This window comes from Ralstonia sp. R-29 (genome assembly GCF_049913345.1).
GTDB lineage: Bacteria > Pseudomonadota > Gammaproteobacteria > Burkholderiales > Burkholderiaceae > Ralstonia.
Map to the genome: position 1 here is coordinate 1,008,164 of NZ_CP184377.1, position 19,507 is coordinate 1,027,670.

The window sequence follows — 19,507 nt, forward strand, 5'->3', positions numbered from 1 at the left end:
GGTGGGCGGGACAAAAGAAAAGGGCTTCCATTTCTGGAAGCCCTTTTCTATACGGATCAGGTTGGTGCGGCTGGCAGGATTCGAACCCACGACCCCTTGGTTCGTAGCCAAGTACTCTATCCAACTGAGCTACAGCCGCAACCGAAGCGCGCGATTATACACATGATTTGCGCGCGAATCACGCACTGCAGCATCTATTTCGCTAGGAAAGATGAGGCGCGTTGTTCTCGCACGTTTTTGCCTCGCCTTGATGGCGCCTCGTGCTGCTGGGCGCTTGGCTGCTGAGAAGTGCCGGGCGAGCGGACAAACAAAAAGGGCTTCCATTTCTGGAAGCCCTTTTCGTACTGATTAGGTTGGTGCGGCTGGCAGGATTCGAACCCACGACCCCTTGGTTCGTAGCCAAGTACTCTATCCAACTGAGCTACAGCCGCAACCGAGAAATGAGATTATACAGAGTTTTCCGATCTTGTGAACCCCCTTCTTCACTTTTCTTGGCTGCGGACGTCGATGGGGCCAAGTTTCTATAATGGAGCCTCGATCCACCGTGTCTGTCCGTTGGTTGCATCATGAACAAAGCTTTCGTCCGGGAAGATGCCGGCGATGACGAAGACGATCTGCCCGAGGGCGCAGCGCCCTTGCCGCCAGGCTCGAAGAACTACATCACGCCCGCGGGCTATGAACGCCTGCGCACCGAGCTGATGCACCTGATCGACACCGAGCGCCCCGAGGTGGTGAGCATCGTGTCGTGGGCCGCATCGAATGGTGACCGCTCCGAGAACGGCGACTACCTCTACGGCAAGAAGCGCTTGCGCGAGATCGATCGTCGCATCCGCTTTCTCACGCGCCGTATCGAAAAAGCGGAAGTGGTCGATGCCAGCCTGCAGGGCGACAACGATCAAATCTTCTTCGGCGCGACGGTCACCTATGCCAATCAGGATGGCGATGAGACCACCATCACCATCGTCGGCATGGACGAGGTCGATCTGGATATCGGGCACGTGAGCTGGATCTCGCCGATTGCGCGTGCGCTCATCAAGGCGCGCGAGGGTGATACGGTGCCGCTGCGCACGCCCACGGGCGTCGAGCAGATCGATATCCTGGAAGTCAAATATCCGCCGCGAAATGCCTGAGAGCGCTGAGCGCGGTGGTCACGCGGGATGCCCGAGGCAGTAGGCGCCGAAGGCAATCACCGAACACGCCGACAGGCGTCGCGCGGTGAGCGACTCCTTCAGAAACAGCCGGCCGAGCAGCGCCGCAAAGACGACCGATGTTTCGCGCAGGGCTGACACCGGCCCCATTGGCGCGAGCGTTACGGCCCAGATAACGATGCCGTATGCGACGAGCGAGACCACGCCGCCGCCGAACGTCTTGAGCGTATTGGCATCGCGCACGTCGATATTCAGCGGGCCCTTCCACACGCTATAGAGCAGCACCATTGGTAGCCCGTCGAGCATGAACAGCCACGCGGAATACGCGTTGGCGTTGCCGGCCGCCCGCGCGCCGATGCCATCGCACACCGTGTAGCACGCGATGAACACGCCGGTGGTGAGCGCCGCCAGCGTGGAGCCGAGGTCGGCCTTGCGGCCGCGCGCCAAGCTGAGAATGCCGCCGCTCACCAGCACGACACCCGCGAGGGCAACGGCGCCCGGCATTTCCCCTGCGAACACGGCTGCGCCGATCGTCACGAGCAAGGGCGATGATCCGCGTGCGATCGGGTACACCTGCCCGAACTCGCCAAACCGATACGCCCGCGCGAGGAACACGTTGTAGCCCACGTGCAGCACCGCGGACAGCGCCACATACGGCCACGCGGCCGGCGCGGGAGGCGGCAACGCGATCGCCATCGGTATCGCGGCGACGCCCGAAGCCAGCGTCATCAACGTAATGGCGCGCAGGCGATCCGAGCCGCTTTTCAGCAGTGCATTCCAGGAGGCGTGAAGCAGGGCGGCGCAGAGCACCAGTGCGATGACGGCGGGAGTCACAGTGGGCGGCGGGCAACGTTCGAGTCGATTTTCCTCACCCGAGGCGGAAGGTGGGAGCAGGAAGACGCCAGCGTAGCGCGGCAAGTTGCGATCAACAATCGATATATACTGACCCGATCTGTGCAAAAAACTCACGTGAAATGCGGAAGCTGCCCCCGTTGAACGCGGTGCGTGCCTTTGAATCGGCGGCGCGCCATCTCAGCTTTACGCGTGCGGGCGAAGAGCTGAACGTGACGCACGGCGCTATCAGCCGGCAGGTGCAGATGCTGGAGGCCTGGCTGGGCGTGCCGCTGTTCCGTCGGTTGAATCGGCGTGTGGAATTGACGGACGCGGGGCAGCGCTATCTATCGGAGATCGGCGTGGGGCTCGACCGTATCAGCGCGGCTAGCCAATCGCTGCGTGATCGCGATGCGGTGCGCATCCTGCGCGTCAACAGCATCCCGACCTTCACGATGCGCTGGCTGATTCCGCGTCTGTCGACGTTTCAGCGGCGCTTTCCGCGGGTGGAGGTTCGCCTGACAACGTCCACCGAAGAGATCGAGCGCTTGCCCGACAACTTTGACGTGATCATTCGCGGCGGGCCGGAAATCCACGCGGATTTTCAGTCGGGGCGCTTTCTGGATGAGAGTCGCTTTCCGGTATGCAGTCCCGCGCTGTTGGAGCGCTTGCCGCTATCGACGCCGGCGGATTTGCGTCATCACACGCTGCTGCATTCAGACACCTTGCCATCGGTCTGGCCGAGCTGGCTTGTGCTGGCCAGCGTGCCCGATCTGCGCCCCGCGCATGCGCTCACCTTCGAGCATTTCTACCTGTCGATCCAGGCGGCTATCGATGGACTCGGTGTGGCAATGGGGCCGTCTGCGCTCATCACCGACGATTTGGAAGAGGGGCGCCTGGTGGCGCCGTTTCCGGACCTGGCCCTGGTCGCGCGCAGCTACTACTGGTACTGCCCAGTGCGGAATCTTGGCGATGAGGTGGTGCAAGCATTTTGCGCGTGGCTGGGCGAGGCGCGCCCCCAAAACATCACGCAAACGTGAACACATTGTCGGCCTCCCGTAACCGAGGTAACGCCGCGTAACACCCTACAGGCAAGTGGTGTGGCCGATGCTACGATCCAATCAAACTCAGTTGCCTTGGATAGTTGAAGGAGGACCCACATGAAAAAGAACGCATGGATTCTCGCCGCGAGTCTTGCCGCTGCGGGCGTGGCGGGCATGATTGCCTTGCCTGCGCAGGCACAGGTGTCGATTGGCGTGCAGATCGGCCCAGCGTACGCGCCGCCGCCGCCGCAATATGAGCCGGTTCCCGTGCTGGAGCCGGGCTACGTGTGGGTGCCGGGTTTCTGGCAATGGCGCGATGGTCGTTATGTCTGGCGCCACGGTTATCGTGAGCACGGCCGTCCGGGCTACCACTGGCGCGAGCCGCGTTGGGAGCAAGGCGCGCGTGGCTGGGAGATGCGCGAGGGCGGCTGGGATCGTGGCGATGATCGCCGCTGGCGTGGCCGCGATCGCGACGATGATGATCGCGGACGCTACCACTGCCCTCCGGGCCACGCCAAGAAGGGTGAATGCTGATGCTGTAACGACAGGCCGACCATGCGTCGGCCTGTTTTTTGCGGGCGTGCTGGCCATGTCGACACGCTCATCGGAGGCGGCATGACCGTGGAATCAAACTGGCGCACCGAGCTGTACAAGGATTTCGACGTCTACGTGCTGGCCATCCCGCGTGCAGAACGTAGGGCGGAGAAGGGCACATCGGTGCCGACGCAATGGGATTTCGTCGTGCGGATCTGCGAGTCGGGCGCGGACCCGACCGCCGTGGAGACACTCGTTGCGCATTCGCACGATGAGCGCCCCTTGCCTACGCGAGAGGCGGCGGAGGATGCGGGCCTGTCGCGTGGCTACGGTTTGATCGATGAGCTGCTGGGGCGCGAGAGCCTGCAGCGCTCGATCGATCTATAGGTCTGCTGCCTACGCAGCCAGCGCGGTGTCGCGCGCGTGACGCCGCGCGAATTGCCACCACAGCCAGGTCGCGTCTGGCCCTGCTGCATGGAAGGCGTAGCGCGGGTCGCCGCCACTCCAGGCATGGCCGGTGGCGGTGAGTTGGCACAGGCTGACGACGCAGTCGCCATCGCGCATGTCATTGCGCAGTACAAAGCCTTCGCCACGTGAGGTTTCGCGCGACACGCCCGGCGCATCGATCAGATGATTCAGCGCTCGAAACTGCGCCGCCAACTGCGCCTGATTGGCGGGGTTGACGGCTTCGTCGCGCAGACCGTGCAGGATCATGGTCGGCATGCCAGGGTAAGTGGGCACGTTCACCAAGGTGGACAGCGCTTCAAGCGGGTCCACGCGCGCACCACGGCGCATCAGGTTCAGCGCGGAAGCGGCTGTACGCGCAACGCCCAACGCAGGCCCCGAGTGCAGCGCCAGCGCGGCGAAGAGGTTCGGATGCCGCAGCGCCATCAAGCCTGCCAAGCCGGCACCGGCAGACAGCCCTGCCAGATAGACGCGCGACGGGTCGGCGCCGGTCTGCGCCAGCGTTTGCGCGATCAACTGTGCAATGCCATCGGCCTCACGAGCGCCAGCGTGTTCCGGGTCATACCAATGCCAGCAGCATTGCGGATGCGCGCGGCGCGGTTGCTCCGGATACAGCACCAGAAAGCCTTCGCGGTCGGCTAGCGCATTCATGCGTGTGCCGTGGGCCAGCACCTCGGCCGATTGCTTGCAGCCATGCAGCATTACCATCAGCGCCGGTGGCTTGCTGCCGCGCAGCGGTGGCGTGTAAAGCCAATACTCGGGGCGGCGCGCGACGACGGCCGGCGACTCCGGTTCATAGATGAATTGCTCCCGCGCGAAGGTGCCTTCGGTGGGCGTGGAGTGGATGCGGCGCCCAGCCTCTCGGCGCGCGTTGGGTTTGGCGGGGCGGACGGGCTTGGGCGGCCACGTCTGGCGGCCAAAGCCCGGCGTGGTGAGCGCGTCGACCAGCCGGGAAATGGATTTCATCCAGATGCGGTTCATTGGCGGGAGCTAATAGCCCGGATGAGAACGATGGTGCTTGCCTCACCGGCGTATCGCAAGTGTTTCAGCATGAGACCATTGTGCCAGCGATCTTGCTGCGCTGCAGCATGCTGGCGGCCACAAAGTTTGCATTTGCCGGCGCATGTCATGGAGGCACCGCTCGTGAGCGGCTACACTGCGGCGGAGGGCGCACCCCGGCTGCCTTTGCGCCCGCTGTTTTCTTTCGTTTTCCCGTTCCCCGTTGTGTACTTATGGAGGTCGTTATGGGTTTTTTTGACTTCATCAAAGAGGCTGGCGAAAAGCTGTTCCACGGCAGCGCTGCCGCCGCCCCGGCCGATGCATCCGCCGATGCCGACGCTGCCAAGGCCGCTGACGATGCCAAGGGCCAAGCGATTCAGGACTACATCGCCCAGCAAGGGCTGAGCGCCACGGCATTGTCCGTGCAGGTGGAGGGCGATGCCGCCAAGGTGTTCGGCGTGGCGCCGGATCAGGCCACGCGCGAAAAGATCATCCTGTGCTGCGGCAATGTCGAAGGGATCAAGTCGGTGGATGACCAGATGTCGGTGAATACCGAGTCGGAAGAATCGGACTGGCACACCGTGGAGCGTGGCGACACGTTGTCGGCCATCGCCAAGGAGGCCTATGGGGATGCGAACAAGTACCCGGTGATTTTTGAGGCGAACAAGCCGATGCTCTCGGACCCGAACAAGATCTATCCGGGGCAGAAGCTGCGGATCCCGAAAATCTGATCGGTTTCGCAAGGCCAAAGCAAAAAGCCCAGTCGATGAAGACTGGGCTTTTTGAATTCTGGTGCCGCTGACCGGAATCGAACTGGTGACCTTCGCATTACGAATGCGCTGCTCTACCGACTGAGCTACAGCGGCGTCGGAAACAGCGATTCTAACAGAACTTTTTGTCGCTCTGCAAGAGCCGCTGAAACACTGACCTTACACGGCGCGGTTACGCTGTTTTTTCGGCTTCCAAATGGTACTGCGTCACGCGATCCACCTCGTTCTTGGAGCCGAGGACGACGGAGACGCGCTGGTGCAGCTTTTCCGGCTGGATGTCGAGAATGCGCTGCTGGCCGTTGGTGGCCGCGCCGCCGGCTTGCTCCACCAGGAAGGCCATCGGGTTGGCTTCGTACATCAGGCGCAGCTTGCCGGCCTTGCCCGGCTCGCGCTTGTCCCAGGGGTACATGAAGATGCCGCCGCGCGTGAGGATGCGATGCACGTCGGCCACCATCGAGGCGATCCAGCGCATGTTGAAATCCTTGCCGCGCGGGCCTTCGGTGCCGGCCAGGCATTCGTCGATGTAGCGGCGCACGGGCGGGGCCCAGTGGCGCATGTTCGACATGTTGATGGCGAATTCCTTGGTGTCAGCGGGGATCTTCACGTCGCGGCTGGTCAGGATGAAGCTGCCGACTTCGCGGTCCAACGTGAACATGTGCACGCCGTTGCCGACGGTCAGCACCAGTGTGGTCTGCGGGCCGTACACGGCGTAGCCGGCGGCGACCTGCTTGGCGCCGGGCTGCATGAAATCGGCCTCGGTGACGGTTTCGCCCGGCTTGGGCATGTGCAGCACCGAGAAGATCGTGCCAATCGACACGTTCACGTCAATGTTGGACGAGCCGTCGAGCGGATCGAACAGCAGCAGGTATTCGCCCTTCGGGTAGCGGTGCGGAATCTCGTAGAACGATTCCATTTCTTCCGAGGCCATGGCGGCCAGGTTGCCGCCGTATTCGTTGGCTTCGAGCAGGACTTCGTTGGCGATCACGTCCAGCTTCTGCTGGGTTTCGCCTTGCACGTTGCCGGTGCCGGCCGAGCCGAGCACGCCGGCAAGGGCGCCCTTGTTGACGCTGTGGGAGATCGCCTTGCAGGCGCGCGCCACGACTTCGAGCAGCAAGCGCAGCTCGGCCGGGATGGTGTTGTGCTCGCGCTGCTCTTCGATCAGGTAGCGGGTGAGGTTGATGCGCTTCATGGGTTCTCCTGAGACGGGCGCGATTTTACGATACAAGCGGTGACATTCAGGCCAGCGCCTTCCCAACGATCTCACGCACGTCACGCGAGAGGCTCGGATGGGCTGCCACGCGCTTGAGCGCATCCTGCATGGCATCACGCAGGGTGGGGACGTACTTACGCCAGCGGTCCAGCGCGCGGGCCAAGCGGGCGGACACCTGCGGATTGATAGCGTCGAGCGCCAGCACCTGCTCGGCCCAGAAGGCATAGCCGGAGCCATCAGCCGCGTGGAACTGCGCGGGGTTGCCCGAGCAGAAGCTGAAGATCAGCGAGCGGGCGCGGTTCGGGTTGCGCAGCGTGAAGGCCGGGTGCGTCATCAGTGCGCGCACGGTTTCCAGCGTTGGCTTGCCCGTGGCGCCCCGCTGCATGGCCTGCAATGAGAACCACTTGTCGATGACGAGTGCGTCGTCGGCAAAGCGCGTGTAGAAGTCCGTCAACGCGGCTTCGCGGCCGGGGGCAAAACTGTTGACCAGCGCGGTGAGGGCGCCCATGCGGTCGGTCATGTTGGTCGCTTGGGCGTATTGCTGTTCGGCCAGCGCCAATGCTTCCGGCGTTTCCGTATTGGCGAGATAGCCCAGCGCAAGGTTCTTGAGTGCGCGCTTGCCGGCGGACACGGCATCGGGCGAGTAAGCGCCTTCGGTTTGATTGTCTTGGTAGGCGCGCAGCAGCTCGGTGTTGAGCTTTTCAGCCAACGTGCGGAGCAGTGTGAGGCGGGCAGTATGAATGGCGGCCGGGTCGGCCACGTCCATGCGCTCGGCCAGGTAGCTCTCGGCTGGCAGGATCAGCATCTGCTCGCGGAAGGCGGGGTCGAGCGTGGCGTCGGCCACCACAGCGCGCAGCGCTTCTACCAGCGCCGGGTCCACCGCAGGTGCGCGACCGTGCTGGATGTCCGCCACCATGCGCAGCAGCGTGTCGGTGGCCAGACGCTGACCAGCTTCCCAGCGATTGAACGGATCGGAATCGTGCGCGAGCTGGAAGGTGAGCTGCTCGGTCGTGTAGCCGTATTCCACGATGACCGGCGCCGAGAAATTGCGCAGCAGCGAGGGCAGCGGCGCTTCGGCCACGTCTTCGAAGACGAAGGTTTGCTTGGCTTCGGTGAAATCGAGTACGCGCGTGGTGACGGGCGAGGGGGATGCAGCTTCGCCACGCAAACGCAGCGGCAGATCGCGGCCTTGGCCATCGATCAAGCCCACGGCAAACGGAATGTGGAACGGCTGCTTCTGGATGCCGCTGTTCACCTCGATGCCGACCGGCTCGCAGCGCTGGCGCAGCGTGAGCGTGTAGGTGCGCGCGGCCGCGTCGTGATGACCTTCGACTGCCACGACTGGCGTACCGGCCTGGCTGTACCAGCGGCCGAACTGCGTGAGATCGCGGCCGTTGGCGTCGGCCATGGCAGCACGGAAGTCGTCGCACGTAACGGCCTGGCCGTCGTGGCGCTGGAAGTACAGGTCCATGCCCTTGCGGAAGCCGTCGCGGCCGAGCAGGGTCTGGTACATGCGTACGACTTCTGCGCCTTTCTCGTACACCGTGACGGTGTAGAAGTTGTTGATCTCTTCGTAGCTGTCGGGGCGCACCGGGTGAGCCATTGGGCCCGCGTCTTCCGGAAACTGCGCTTGGCGCAGCAGGCGCACGTCTTCAATGCGCTTGACGGCGCGGGCGCTTGCGGCGGCGACTTCCGCATTTGCCTGTGACGCGGCTTGTGCAGCCATGTCGGCGGAGAACTCCTGATCGCGGAACACCGTCAGGCCTTCCTTCAGGCTGAGCTGGAACCAATCGCGGCAGGTGACGCGGTTGCCCGTCCAGTTGTGGAAGTATTCGTGGCCGACCACCGATTCGATGTTGGCGAAATCCACGTCGGTGGCGGTCTCGGCATTGGCCAGCACGTACTTCGTGTTGAAGATGTTTAGGCCCTTGTTCTCCATCGCGCCCATGTTGAAGTCGCCCACGGCGACGATCATGAAGCGGTCCAGATCCAACTCCAGCCCGAAGCGGCGCTCGTCCCAATGGATCGAGTGGATGAGCGAATCCATCGCATGGCGTGTCTTGCCGATGTCTTGCGCTTCCACCCAGACCTGCAGGAGCTTCTCCTTGCCCGAAGCGGACTGGATGCGCTCCTCGATGCATTCCAGCTTGCCCGCCACCAGCGCGAACAGGTACGACGGCTTCTTGAACGGGTCGTGCCACACCGCTTCGTGGCGGCCGTCCGGCAGATCGCGCTCGGAGACGAGGTTGCCGTTGGACAGCAGCACCGGGTAGTCCGCCTTGGATGCGCGCAGCGTGACGGTGTAGACCGTCATCACATCGGGCCGGTCGAGGAAGTAGGTGATCTTGCGGAAGCCCTCGGCCTCGCACTGCGTGAAGAAGTTGTCGTTGGAAACGTACAGCCCCATCAGCGACGAGTTGGCGGCGGGGTTGCAAAACGTGGTGAGTTCCAGCGTGAAGCTGGCATCCACCTCGGCGGGCACGACATCGATGGTGAGCGTATCGCCGTCGGCTTGCAGGCCGGACACGGCTTGGCCATCGACGGTTGCGCCCGCCAGCTCCAGCCCTTCGCCCACCAGCACGAGCGGCTTGCCGGCAGCCGTGCGCGTCATGCGCAGGCGATTGACCACGCGGGTGCGCTCGGGCACGAGGTCGATTTCCAGCGCCACTTCGTCAATGCGGAAGGCGGGCGCGGTGTAGTCCTTGCGGTAAATCGTGACGGCGGTATCGGTGCGCAACATCGGTAACATCCTTATCTGCGTTGTCTGCGGTCGCAAAAGGCCATTGTACTGGCGGGAATCTTCGGCGCGCGGCATGACTCTGAATAGAGCGTCGAGCGCAATGTTTCTAGCGCCGCAAGTACCTGTCTGATTGAGCGTAGGGGGATTTTTTATGTGGAAGTGGATCAAGACCTCGGGCATCTGGCCGATGGCTGGCGCGCTGATGGCGGCCAGCCTGCTGGCGGGGTGCGCCAGTACCGTGACCAGCCAGGTGACGGCATTCAAGCAGCCCGGCTGGGACGATACGCCGCCGCGCACCTATGCATTCGAGCATAGTGCGGCGCAGCAAAATGATCTGGAACGGCAAACCTACGAGGCCTGGACGTCTGACCAGTTGGCCGCGCACGGCTTTACCAGTGCGCCGCGTGCCAGCGCGCGCTATGTCGTTCGTCTGAACTATTCAACCGCCACCGGCCTCGTGCAGGTGCGGCAGCCCGTCTACCCCGATCCGTACTGGGGGCCGGGGCCGTGGGGACCATGGCGCGGTCCGTGGGGGCCCTGGGGCCCGTGGGGTCCGCAATATGTGGAAACCAACGTGCAAGTGCCGTTCTATGCCTTTCATGCGGAGATTGACGAAGCAGCCACCGGCAAACGCGTCTACCAGGTCACCGCCCAAACACAGGGTGGTGACGGCTCGCTCACGGCCGTCATGCCATATCTGATCCGCAGCGCCTTCGCCAATTTCCCCGCGCCGAACGCCCGGCCGATCCTCGTGGAACTCCCCGTTGATCCAAAGGTGAAACCAGCGCCCTCAGCGGCGCCTAAGTAGTGCGCCCGAGTGGGTTTGGCCGGCGGTCTACGTTAGAATGCGTGACCTAATTTGTAGGCCGCCAGCCGTACTCCGCTTGAGCGTTGTCAATCCATTCCACTTCGCGCCGACCGCCACCCGTGGCCGGCGCCGCCTGCGCCCCGTCGCTACCCCTCTGACGGTGCCCCGCAACGCTTGCGGCCTCGCTTCCGTATTTCTCTGGTTTTCCCTGTTTTTCGCCACTCCGTACTCGGGTGCTTCTGCCTGAGCGCTTGCGCGCTTCATCTGCGGAACACTCCATCAGGATTCATCAAAATGAACGACAAGCTCCACGACGCCTCGCCCGATACCCAAGACAACGGCGCTGAGGCCGAACTGCGCCGTGCCGCATTCGAATATCACCGTGCCCCGACGCGCGGCAAGATCGAGGTGCGCCCGACCAAGGCGCTGATCAACCAGCGCGACCTGTCGCTGGCGTACTCGCCGGGCGTGGCGTATCCGTGTCTGGCGATCGAGCAGGATCCGGCGCTGGCAGCCGAGTACACCTCGCGCGGCAACCTCGTCGGTGTGATCACTAATGGCACCGCCGTGCTGGGCCTGGGCGATATCGGCCCGCTGGCCAGCAAGCCGGTGATGGAAGGCAAGGGCTGCCTGTTCAAGAAGTTTGCCGGCATCGACGTGTTCGATATCGAACTGGCCGAGCGCGATCCGGACAAGCTGGTCGACATCATCGCCTCGCTGGAGCCGACGCTGGGCGGTATCAACCTGGAAGACATCAAGGCGCCGGAGTGCTTCTACATCGAGCAGAAGCTGCGTGATCGCCTGAACATCCCCGTCTTCCACGATGACCAGCACGGCACGGCGATCATCTCGTCGGCTGCATTGCTCAACGGTCTGAAGGTGGTAGGCAAGGACATCGCCAAGGTGAAGGTGGCGGTGTCGGGCGCCGGCGCTGCGGCGATTGCCTGCCTGGACGTGATGGTCGGCCTGGGTGTGAAGCGCGAGAACGTCTATGTGGTCGACTCCAAGGGCGTGATCTACGTTGGCCGCGACGCCAAGATGGAGGCGAACAAGGCGCGCTATGCGCAGGACACCTCGGCCCGTACGCTGGCCGACATCGTGCGCGATGCCGACGTGTTCCTCGGTTGCTCGGCCGCCGGCGTGCTGACCGCCGACATGGTCAAGACCATGGCGCCGAAGCCGATCATCCTGGCACTGGCCAACCCCGAGCCGGAAATCCGCCCGGAAGTGGCCAAGGCCGCGCGCCCGGACTGCATCATCGCGACGGGCCGTTCGGACTACCCGAACCAGGTCAACAACGTGCTGTGCTTCCCGTACATCTTCCGCGGCGCGCTCGATTGCGGCGCCACCAAGATCACGGAAGCGATGAAGCTGGCCTGCGTGAAGGCGATTGCCGAGCTGGCCGAAGCCGAAACCAACGACGCCGTGGCGCAGGCTTATGCCGGCCAGGACCTGAACTTCGGCCCGGAGTACATCATTCCGAAGCCGTTCGATTCGCGCCTGATCGAGAAGATCGCTCCGGCCGTTGCCAAGGCGGCGGAAGAGTCCGGCGTGGCCACGCGCCCGATCAAGGATCTGGATGCCTATCGCGCACAGCTGAGCGACTTCGTGTACCACACGGGGCTGACCATGCGCCCGGTGTTCTCGGCCGCCAAGGCCAACCCGAAGCGCGTTGTCTACGCCGAAGGTGAAGAAGAGCGCGTGCTGCGCGCCGTGCAGACGGTGGTGGATGAAGGTCTGGCCAAGCCGATCCTGATCGGCCGTCCGCACGTGATTGAAATGCGCATCCAGAAGGCCGGCCTGCGCCTGAAGCCCGGCGTGCATTTCGAACTGGTGAACCCGGAAGACGACCCCCGCTTCCACCAGTACCACAGCGCGTATCACGAACTGATGGGCCGCAACGGCGTGACGCCGGACATGGCCAAGTCGCAACTGCGCCGCTCGAACACGCTGATCGGCGCGATGCTGGTGCGCCTGGGCGATGCCGATGCGATGCTGTGCGGCACGGTCGGCCGTTTCGACGCGCACCTGGAGCACGTGCGCGACGTGATCGGCCTGGCACCGAACGCCAAGGTGTTCGCCGCCATGAACGGCCTGATGCTCGAGAAGCACACGCTGTTCATCACCGACACGTTCGTCAACGAGAACCCGAGCGCTGAAGAATTGGCCGACATCACCAAGCTGGCGGCGGAAGAAGTGCGCCGCTTCGGCCAGGAGCCGAAGGTGGCGATGCTGTCGCACTCGATGTTCGGCTCGTCGAAGAGCACGTCGGCCCGCAAGATGCGCGCGGCATACGACCTGCTGAAGGTCGAAGCACCGGAGCTGCAGGTGGAAGGCGAGATCCAGGGCGATGCGGCGCTGTCGGAAGACATCCGCCATCACTTCCTGCCCAAGAGCGCCTTTGCTGGCAGCGCCAACCTGCTGGTGATGCCGACGCTGGATGCGGCCAACATCGCGTTCAACCTGCTCAAGATCACGGGCGGGCAGGGCGTGACGGTGGGCCCGATCCTGCTGGGTGCGGCCAAGCCGGTGCACATCCTGAACCCGTCGGCTACGTCGCGCCGTATCGTCAACATGACGGCGCTGGCGGTGGCAGACGTATCGGCTGCGCGTTGATCGGTTGATACGCTGAGCGGGCCGCTGCAGATCAGCGGCCCCAAGAAAAACGGCGCCTGAAGCGATTCAGGCGCCGTTTTTATTTGTGGCCAGGGCTGCGCGGTCAGAAGTGGTATTCGGCACGCACCATCGGCGTCTTTGCCAGCGAGCCGGGCACCGATGCCGGGTTGCCGAACTTGTTGCGCCAGTATTGATATTCAATACCCACGCGCAGCGTGTTCTTACCCAGATGCAAAGGCGTGCCCAGGTCGTACATCAGCATGGCATCGATATTCAATTCCGGTGCAGTGCCGCCACCGAATTCGTTGTTGCCTTTGGCCGCGATGTAGTTGGCATACCCCTCAAACGACAGCCCCGTCGAGCCGATGGGGATACCCCATGCCGCGTTGAGCATCGGGTGCGCCTTGTAGTGGTAGCGGCTCGTGACGCCGACCGGCTCGTTGCTCTCCCACAGCATCAGCAGGCTGATGTTCAGGAAACCCGGCACGTCCATCATGACCGTCGGCCCGACCACCAGCATGCGTTTCTTCGACGCATAGCCGGGGTCGTTCTTGGTGTTCCAGTCAAAGCCGGCGGTCAGGCCATAGCCGCGAATCGGGCCAGCGCTGAGGTTTTTGTCGAGCACCTTGCCGATATCGAGCGTGTGGCGATACACGACATAGGCTTCCTGCGCGTTGGCGTCCTTGCTGTCTGACTGCAGGAAATCGACGTTCAGGTAGTTCGTGCCGTACTTGTACCCGCTGGCGTGCGTGAAGTTGAAAATGTTCTTGTGAATGCCGTCACCCACAAACGGCTCTGCGAATTGGGTGCCATAGCGATAGCCGATGGAGGTATCGCTCCATTCGACTGCCCCTGCATCTGCTGCCCCAATGAAAAAGGTCGCGGTCGCGACCGTGAACGCGGCGGCGCCGCGCAAGATGTTCCACTGCATTTCCTATCTCCTCCGTTGTTGATGGAATCGCTGCGGGTTGTGCTGCATTCTTTGATGCAGTCACAGGCCGGCTGGTCAGGCTCCATGCCAGGCGGTGCGCCGTGCCCTATGGCACCGCACCTGCAGCGTTGTCGTGCGGTTAACCTGAAATCAAATCGGCCAGACGAAAGCCTGCAATACGGTGAATCTGTTCGAGTGACGTGCGCAGCTCGGTGTCGCGATCGTTCTGAACGCGCTTGCTGAAGTTGTCGATGATGCCGTGACGGTCATAGCCGCGCACCGCCAGGATGAACGGGAAGCCGAACTTCTCGTTGTATTGCTGATTGAGTGTCTGCAGGCGTGCGAATTCTTCCGGCGTGCATTGGTCGAGACCTGCGCCCGCTTGCTCGCGTGTCGATTCGGCGGTCAGCTCTCCGCGCACGGCGGCCTTGCCGGCGAGTTCCGGGTGGGCACGCACGAGCTTGAGCAGGGCCTCCTCACCCGCAGTGTCGACGGCCTTGCGCATGGCTGCGGTCAACGCATCAGCGGACGCGAACGGGCGCTGCGTGGCAGCCTGTTCTGCCACCCACGGCGAGTGCTCGTAGATGCCGCCCAGCGTCTGCACGAACTGGGCAGCGTCCATGCCGTTGAGTTGCGAGAGGGTGTAAGTGGTCTGGCTCATGCTGTGGTGCTCGAAACGGGTTGCTTTGCGTACGGGTGGTGTTGCATCCAATGATTGGCGATGTCGATGCGCCGGCAGATCCACACCTTGTCGTGCGATTGCACGTAATCGAGGAAGCGCTGCAGCGCCCGGAAACGCGCCGGGCGGCCCAGCAGGCGGCAATGCATGCCGATCGACAGCATCTTCGGTTGCGCCAGGCCGCTGGGGTCGCCTTCCTCATACAGCACGTCGAAGGCATCCTTCAGGTACTGGTAGAAGTGGTCGCCGGTGTTGAAGCCTTGCGGGCTGGCGAAGCGCATGTCGTTGGTGTCGAGCGTGTACGGCACCACCAGATGCGGCTTGCGCTCGCCATCCGAGACTTCGACTTCGGTCCAGAAAGGCAGGTCGTCGCCGTAGTAGTCGGCATCGTAGGCAAAGCCGCCGTGCTCGACCACCAGACGGCGCGTGTTGGGGCTGTCGCGGCCGGTGTACCAGCCCAGGGGCGCGTTGCCGGTGAGCTGGCGAATGATCTCGACGCCGATGCGCATGTGCTCGCGCTCGGTGGCTTCGTCGATGTTCTGGTAGTGGATCCAGCGCCAGCCGTGGCACGCGATTTCGTGGCCCAGATCAACGAAGGCTTGCGTCACGTCCTTGTGCCGTTGCAGGGCCATCGACACGCCGAAGATCGTCATCGGCAGGCCGCGCTTTTCGAACTCACGCAGGATGCGCCACACGCCCGCACGCGAGCCGTATTCGTAGATGCCTTCCATGCTCATGTGGCGAGCAGGGTAGGCGGCCGCACCGATGATTTCGGAGAGGAACTGCTCGGAGCCGGCGTCGCCGTGCAGCACGCAGTTTTCGCCGCCTTCTTCGTAGTTGAGAACGAACTGCAGAGCCACGCGCGCACCGCCCGGCCAATTGGCATTCGGCGGGGTCTTGCCGTAACCGATGAGATCGCGCGGATAGTTATTGTTGGTCATGGTTTTTTGAGATCGAGGAGACTTCATACAACACCGGTCAGACAGTGGCGTGCGGCTTTCCAAATTCACGACATCACAAATGGGTCATGAACGATGCAAAGCGCCGTCACCTCATGCCGGGACTGCCCGAGCGGCCTGCGCGAGTTCCAGCGCGAGCCTTCGGTGAACCGTGAGATGGGCGTCAAGTTCAAGCGTGGTCAGGCGGCCGTCTTCAACAATCACACGCCCGTTGATCACGCTGTGCGCGACGTTGGACGGGGCACAGAACACCAGCGCGGCGACCGGGTCGTGGTCGGCGCCGGCAAAGCCGACCTGATGGCGGTCGAAGCTGACAAAGTCGGCGGACATGCCGGGTGCGAGCGCGCCGATGTCGTCGCGGTTGAGCACGCGGGCGCCGCCGAGCGTGGCGATTTCCAGTGCCTCACGCGCGCTCATTGCCGACGGGCCGAAGCCGACGCGCGCGAGCAACATCGCCTGGCGCGTTTCGCCGAGCATGTGCGCGCCGTCGTTCGATGCACTGCCGTCCACGCCCAGGCCGACCGGCACGCCGGCGTCGCGCATGGTGCGAATGGGCGCGATGCCTGAAGCGAGGCGCATGTTCGAGCACGGGCAGTGCGCCACGCCCGTGCCGGTGCGTGCGAATACGTCGATGCCGTGCGCGTCGAGCTTCACGCAGTGCGCATGCCAAACGTCGTGGCCGACCCAGCCGAGGTCTTCCGCATATTCAGCCGGCGTCATGCCGAATTTCTCGCGCGAGTAGGCGATGTCGTTGTCGTTCTCGGCCAGATGGGTGTGCATCGACACGCCGTAGCTGCGTGCGAGCTTGGCCGATTCGCGCATCAGGTCACGCGAGACGGAGAACGGCGAGCACGGCGCCACCACCATGCGCAGCATGGAATGGCGATCGGCGTCGTGCCAGGTTTCGATCAGGCGCAGCGTTTCCTTGAGGATGGCCTCTTCGCCCTCGACCACGCGGTCCGGCGGCAGGCCGCCCTGGCTGCGGCCCACGCTCATGCTGCCGCGCGCGGCGTGAAAGCGCATGCCGATCTGCTGCGCGGCTTCGATCGAATCATCGAGCCGGCTGCCATTGGGGTACAGATACAGATGGTCGCTGGAGGTCGTGCAGCCTGACAGCAGCAGTTCCGCCATCGCCGTGAGGGTCGACACACGCACCATCTCGGGCGTGAGACCGGCCCACACCGGATACAGGTTCGTGAGCCAGCCGAACAGCTCGGCGTCCTGCGCAGCGGGCAGGGCGCGCGTCAGGCTTTGATACATGTGGTGGTGCGTGTTGACGAAGCCAGGCGTGACCACGTGGTCACGCAGCTCCATCACACGCACGTTGGGCCGGCCGATGGCGTCGTGATACTGCGGTGGCAGATTGGCCGTGGCGCCCACCCATTCGATCACGCCGCCGCGCGCCACCAGCGCACCGTCTGCAATCTCGCGGCGTTGTGCGTCCATGGTGACCAGCACGTCGGCATGACGGGCGATCAGCAGCGGGTCGTTCATGCGCTCGGTCATCCGATTACTCCGTGCCGTGCGTGTTGGCAGCGGCATCACGCATGGCGTGCTCCGCCGACTGCATGCCGTTGTAGTAGAGGTTCAGGATGACCGCGACCAGCGTGCCCAGCACGATGCCGCTGTGCGTGATCGGCTCCAGCCAATGCGGCAGGTACTGGAAGAACGTCGGTGCCAGCGTCGGGATCATGCCGAAGCCGATTGAGATGGCCACGATGAACAGGTTGTGGCGGTACTTGTTGAAATCGATCGAGCCCAGGATGCGCACGCCGGTGGCCGCCACCATGCCGAACATCACGATGCCCGCGCCGCCCAGCACGAACGACGGCACGGACGCCACGATGTGCGCCATCTTTGGAAATAGGCCCAGCAGGATCAGGATGACGCCGCCCATGGCCGCTACGTAGCGCGAGCGTACCCCCGTCACCGTCACCAGCCCCACGTTTTGCGAGAACGAGGTGTACGGGAACGTGTTGAACACGCCGCCGATCACCGTGCCCAGACCATCGGCGCGCAGGCCGCGGGTCAGGTCATCGGTGGAAAGCTTCTTGCCGGTGATTTCCGCCAGCGCGAGAAACATGCCCGTCGATTCCACCAGCGTGATCATCATCACAATGCACATCGACGCGATGGCGCCGAAGTGGAACGTCGGCATACCGAAGTGCAGCGGCGTGATGACAGCGACCATGTTGGCCTCGGCAATGCCGGCAAAGCTGACTTTGCCGAACGCCATGGCGATGAACGTGCCGATCACGATGCCCAGCAGCACGGCAATGTTGCCGATCAAGCCTTTGCCGTACTTCGTCAGCAACAGGATGATGACCAGCACCGCCAGCGCAATCGCCAAGCCGCTCAGGTCGCCATACGCGGGGTTCGGCACGGTCTTGAGCACGCCGTCGACCATGGTCTTCATGGTCGGCTGTCCACCTGCGGCCCAGTTGATGCCTACGCCCATCAGCGACATGCCGATCAGAGTGATGACGGTGCCCGTGACTACCGGGGGGAAGAGCCCCAGCACGCGCCCCATGAGCGGCGCAACGATGATGCCGAACAGCCCCGCCGCAATCACCGCGCCATAGATGCCCAACAGACCGATGCTCGGGTCAGAGCCGATGGCGATCATCGGGCCGACCGAGGCGAAGGTGACGCCCATCATGACGGGCATGCGGATGCCGAATTTCCACACGCCGAACGCCTGGATGAGCGTGGCAAGACCGGCCGCAAACAGGTCGGCGTTGATGAGGAAGGCGAGTTGTTCCTTGGGCAGATGCAGTGCACCGCCCACGATGAGCGGCACCGCCACGGTGCCTGCATACATCACCAAGACATGTTGCAAGCCCAGTGCGAGCAGGCGTCCGTACGCCACGCGCTCGTTGGTCAGGTCCGCCGTGGGGGCGGCGATGGTGCTGCTCGTCATAAGGTCTCCTTGGGTGGTGAGCCGGACGGCGTCCGGCTTGGGGCGGCCGGCCTCTGTCGTGCCGGCTCGCCCAATACAGCAAAACCGGTCTTAGACGTTGTCCTCGCGTGTGCCCAGCACCGAACGCAGATCGAAGTCAGCGGGCGCCTCCGGGCGCACGCGATCGGCACAACATTGCAAGTGCTGGGCCATGTGGGCCTGCGCGGCAGCAGCGTCTCCGCGCTCCAGTGCGTTGAGGATGTCCAGGTGCTCGTCGAACGAGCAGGCGTTGTGGCCGGGGGCTTCCACGCTGGCGATCATCAGCGTGGTGCGCGACACCAGACGGCGCATCATCTCGACCACTAGCGGGTTGCCGGCCTGTTCAGCCAGCGCGACGTGGAACTCCGCAGAAAGACGAATCCAGCGAGGCCGGTCATGCGTGACAAAGGCTTGGCGCTCTTCCTTAACGAGCTCCACCAGCGGAGCAATGGCGGCCTTGGGATTGGCGCTATGGCCGACCTTGTCGAGCACGGCGCGCTCCAGGATCTGGCGCAACTCGAACATGGCGTGCGCCTCATCAATGGACGGGGCCGCAATGAACGCACCGCGATTCGGTTCCAGATCAACCAGACCATCCGCGGCCAGTTGAGAGAAGACCTTGCGAACCGTATGACGCGCGGTGGCATAGATTTCGCAAAGCGCATGCTCCGTCAGCTTGGTGCGCGGGGGCAGGCGGTGCTCCATGATCGCGTCGTAGATCTCGTGATACATCCGCTCTTCGACTGACATACGCGTTGCCCCCGATGCCTTGGCGCCTGACTTTGATGTCGTTTCCGTGGAGACCAGCTTGAGATTCTTGGACATGGCAGACCCGC

General features: G+C 63.5%; 16 protein-coding genes, 3 tRNA genes and 1 pseudogene. 7 read left to right on the top strand and 13 right to left on the bottom strand.

Annotated features, from left to right (window positions below):
• Positions 1–62 precede the first annotated feature (62 nt).
• Both ACN9M1_RS04740 and ACN9M1_RS04745 read right to left on the bottom strand, forming a co-directional pair.
• Positions 63–139: transfer RNA gene (locus ACN9M1_RS04740), tRNA-Arg, on the bottom strand.
• Positions 140–354: 215 nt separating this feature from the next.
• Positions 355–431 (bottom strand) — tRNA-Arg (locus tag ACN9M1_RS04745).
• Between the two features lie 135 nt (positions 432–566).
• On the opposite strand from ACN9M1_RS04745, the gene greB reads away from it, so the two are divergent.
• A complete protein-coding gene (greB, locus tag ACN9M1_RS04750) occupies positions 567–1,130 on the top strand; it encodes a transcription elongation factor GreB (protein WP_426397831.1) in 564 nt (187 codons plus the stop codon).
• Positions 1,131–1,148: 18 nt separating this feature from the next.
• On the opposite strand, the gene ACN9M1_RS04755 is transcribed toward greB, so the two are convergent.
• A complete protein-coding gene (locus tag ACN9M1_RS04755) occupies positions 1,149–1,982 on the bottom strand; it encodes an EamA family transporter (protein WP_426397833.1) in 834 nt (277 codons plus the stop codon).
• 140 nt (positions 1,983–2,122) lie between these two features.
• Between ACN9M1_RS04755 and gcvA the strand changes: the two are divergent.
• The 3 genes and pseudogenes from gcvA to ACN9M1_RS04770 all read left to right on the top strand — a co-directional run bounded on the left by gcvA (position 2,123) and on the right by ACN9M1_RS04770 (position 3,943).
• Positions 2,123–3,060: pseudogene (gene gcvA / locus ACN9M1_RS04760) on the top strand (transcriptional regulator GcvA).
• A gap of 79 nt (positions 3,061–3,139) precedes the next feature.
• Positions 3,140–3,556 carry a YXWGXW repeat-containing protein gene (locus tag ACN9M1_RS04765; protein ID WP_426397835.1) on the top strand — a complete coding sequence of 139 codons (417 nt, stop codon included), beginning with the start codon at positions 3,140–3,142 and terminating at the stop codon, positions 3,554–3,556.
• 81 nt (positions 3,557–3,637) lie between these two features.
• Positions 3,638–3,943: a hypothetical protein gene (locus tag ACN9M1_RS04770; protein WP_426397836.1), complete on the top strand. Its 306-nt coding sequence runs from the start codon at positions 3,638–3,640 to the stop codon at positions 3,941–3,943.
• 9 nt (positions 3,944–3,952) lie between these two features.
• Here the strand turns inward: ACN9M1_RS04770 and ACN9M1_RS04775 are convergent, their stop codons facing one another.
• Positions 3,953–4,987, bottom strand: a complete 1,035-nt coding sequence (locus ACN9M1_RS04775; RefSeq protein WP_426397838.1) for an extracellular catalytic domain type 1 short-chain-length polyhydroxyalkanoate depolymerase — start codon at positions 4,985–4,987, stop codon at positions 3,953–3,955.
• A 278-nt stretch (positions 4,988–5,265) separates the two neighbouring features.
• On the opposite strand from ACN9M1_RS04775, the gene lysM reads away from it, so the two are divergent.
• Entirely contained in the window at positions 5,266–5,751 is a 486-nt protein-coding gene (lysM, locus tag ACN9M1_RS04780) for a peptidoglycan-binding protein LysM (protein ID WP_048936013.1), read from the top strand.
• Positions 5,752–5,810: 59 nt separating this feature from the next.
• Here lysM and ACN9M1_RS04785 read toward each other — a convergent pair.
• The 3 genes from ACN9M1_RS04785 to pepN form a co-directional block, all read right to left on the bottom strand.
• Positions 5,811–5,886: transfer RNA gene (locus ACN9M1_RS04785), tRNA-Thr, on the bottom strand.
• A gap of 76 nt (positions 5,887–5,962) precedes the next feature.
• Positions 5,963–6,979: a class 1 fructose-bisphosphatase gene (locus ACN9M1_RS04790; RefSeq protein ID WP_426397840.1), complete on the bottom strand. Its 1,017-nt coding sequence runs from the start codon at positions 6,977–6,979 to the stop codon at positions 5,963–5,965.
• A gap of 46 nt (positions 6,980–7,025) precedes the next feature.
• On the bottom strand, positions 7,026–9,740 hold the full coding sequence (pepN, locus tag ACN9M1_RS04795; RefSeq protein ID WP_426397842.1) for an aminopeptidase N: 2,715 nt from the start codon (positions 9,738–9,740) through the stop codon (positions 7,026–7,028).
• A gap of 151 nt (positions 9,741–9,891) precedes the next feature.
• On the opposite strand from pepN, the gene ACN9M1_RS04800 reads away from it, so the two are divergent.
• Positions 9,892–10,548: a DUF4136 domain-containing protein gene (locus ACN9M1_RS04800; protein ID WP_426397843.1), complete on the top strand. Its 657-nt coding sequence runs from the start codon at positions 9,892–9,894 to the stop codon at positions 10,546–10,548.
• A 294-nt stretch (positions 10,549–10,842) separates the two neighbouring features.
• Positions 10,843–13,164, top strand: a complete 2,322-nt coding sequence (locus ACN9M1_RS04805) for an NADP-dependent malic enzyme (RefSeq protein ID WP_426397845.1) — start codon at positions 10,843–10,845, stop codon at positions 13,162–13,164.
• A gap of 103 nt (positions 13,165–13,267) precedes the next feature.
• On the opposite strand, the gene ACN9M1_RS04810 is transcribed toward ACN9M1_RS04805, so the two are convergent.
• The 6 genes from ACN9M1_RS04810 to ACN9M1_RS04835 form a co-directional block, all read right to left on the bottom strand.
• Complete coding sequence (locus ACN9M1_RS04810) at positions 13,268–14,095, bottom strand: outer envelope protein (protein WP_426397847.1); 828 nt, start codon at positions 14,093–14,095, stop codon at positions 13,268–13,270.
• Positions 14,096–14,234: 139 nt separating this feature from the next.
• A complete protein-coding gene (uraD, locus tag ACN9M1_RS04815; protein ID WP_426397849.1) occupies positions 14,235–14,756 on the bottom strand; it encodes a 2-oxo-4-hydroxy-4-carboxy-5-ureidoimidazoline decarboxylase in 522 nt (173 codons plus the stop codon).
• Complete coding sequence (puuE, locus tag ACN9M1_RS04820) at positions 14,753–15,715, bottom strand: allantoinase PuuE (RefSeq protein WP_426397851.1); 963 nt, start codon at positions 15,713–15,715, stop codon at positions 14,753–14,755. Before puuE ends, uraD begins: the two co-directional genes overlap by 4 nt.
• A 111-nt stretch (positions 15,716–15,826) precedes the next feature.
• Entirely contained in the window at positions 15,827–17,239 is a 1,413-nt protein-coding gene (locus ACN9M1_RS04825; protein WP_426397852.1) for an 8-oxoguanine deaminase, read from the bottom strand.
• A gap of 4 nt (positions 17,240–17,243) precedes the next feature.
• On the bottom strand, positions 17,244–18,653 hold the full coding sequence (locus tag ACN9M1_RS04830) for a nucleobase:cation symporter-2 family protein (RefSeq protein ID WP_426397854.1): 1,410 nt from the start codon (positions 18,651–18,653) through the stop codon (positions 17,244–17,246).
• A 90-nt stretch (positions 18,654–18,743) separates the two neighbouring features.
• Entirely contained in the window at positions 18,744–19,496 is a 753-nt protein-coding gene (locus ACN9M1_RS04835; RefSeq protein ID WP_426397856.1) for a GntR family transcriptional regulator, read from the bottom strand.
• Positions 19,497–19,507: the final 11 nt, after the last annotated feature.

Coding starts and splice junctions, on each gene's coding strand:
- ACN9M1_RS04810 (WP_426397847.1), bottom strand. CDS start 14,095: ATGCAGTGGAACATCTTGCGCGGCGCCGCCGCGTTCACGGTCGCGACC.
- ACN9M1_RS04770 (WP_426397836.1), top strand. CDS start 3,638: ATGACCGTGGAATCAAACTGGCGCACCGAGCTGTACAAGGATTTCGAC.
- puuE (WP_426397851.1), bottom strand. CDS start 15,715: ATGACCAACAATAACTATCCGCGCGATCTCATCGGTTACGGCAAGACC.
- ACN9M1_RS04790 (WP_426397840.1), bottom strand. CDS start 6,979: ATGAAGCGCATCAACCTCACCCGCTACCTGATCGAAGAGCAGCGCGAG.
- ACN9M1_RS04830 (WP_426397854.1), bottom strand. CDS start 18,653: ATGACGAGCAGCACCATCGCCGCCCCCACGGCGGACCTGACCAACGAG.
- lysM (WP_048936013.1), top strand. CDS start 5,266: ATGGGTTTTTTTGACTTCATCAAAGAGGCTGGCGAAAAGCTGTTCCAC.
- ACN9M1_RS04800 (WP_426397843.1), top strand. CDS start 9,892: ATGTGGAAGTGGATCAAGACCTCGGGCATCTGGCCGATGGCTGGCGCG.
- pepN (WP_426397842.1), bottom strand. CDS start 9,740: ATGTTGCGCACCGATACCGCCGTCACGATTTACCGCAAGGACTACACC.
- ACN9M1_RS04775 (WP_426397838.1), bottom strand. CDS start 4,987: ATGAAATCCATTTCCCGGCTGGTCGACGCGCTCACCACGCCGGGCTTT.
- ACN9M1_RS04765 (WP_426397835.1), top strand. CDS start 3,140: ATGAAAAAGAACGCATGGATTCTCGCCGCGAGTCTTGCCGCTGCGGGC.
- ACN9M1_RS04805 (WP_426397845.1), top strand. CDS start 10,843: ATGAACGACAAGCTCCACGACGCCTCGCCCGATACCCAAGACAACGGC.
- uraD (WP_426397849.1), bottom strand. CDS start 14,756: ATGAGCCAGACCACTTACACCCTCTCGCAACTCAACGGCATGGACGCT.
- ACN9M1_RS04825 (WP_426397852.1), bottom strand. CDS start 17,239: ATGACCGAGCGCATGAACGACCCGCTGCTGATCGCCCGTCATGCCGAC.
- ACN9M1_RS04835 (WP_426397856.1), bottom strand. CDS start 19,496: ATGTCCAAGAATCTCAAGCTGGTCTCCACGGAAACGACATCAAAGTCA.
- greB (WP_426397831.1), top strand. CDS start 567: ATGAACAAAGCTTTCGTCCGGGAAGATGCCGGCGATGACGAAGACGAT.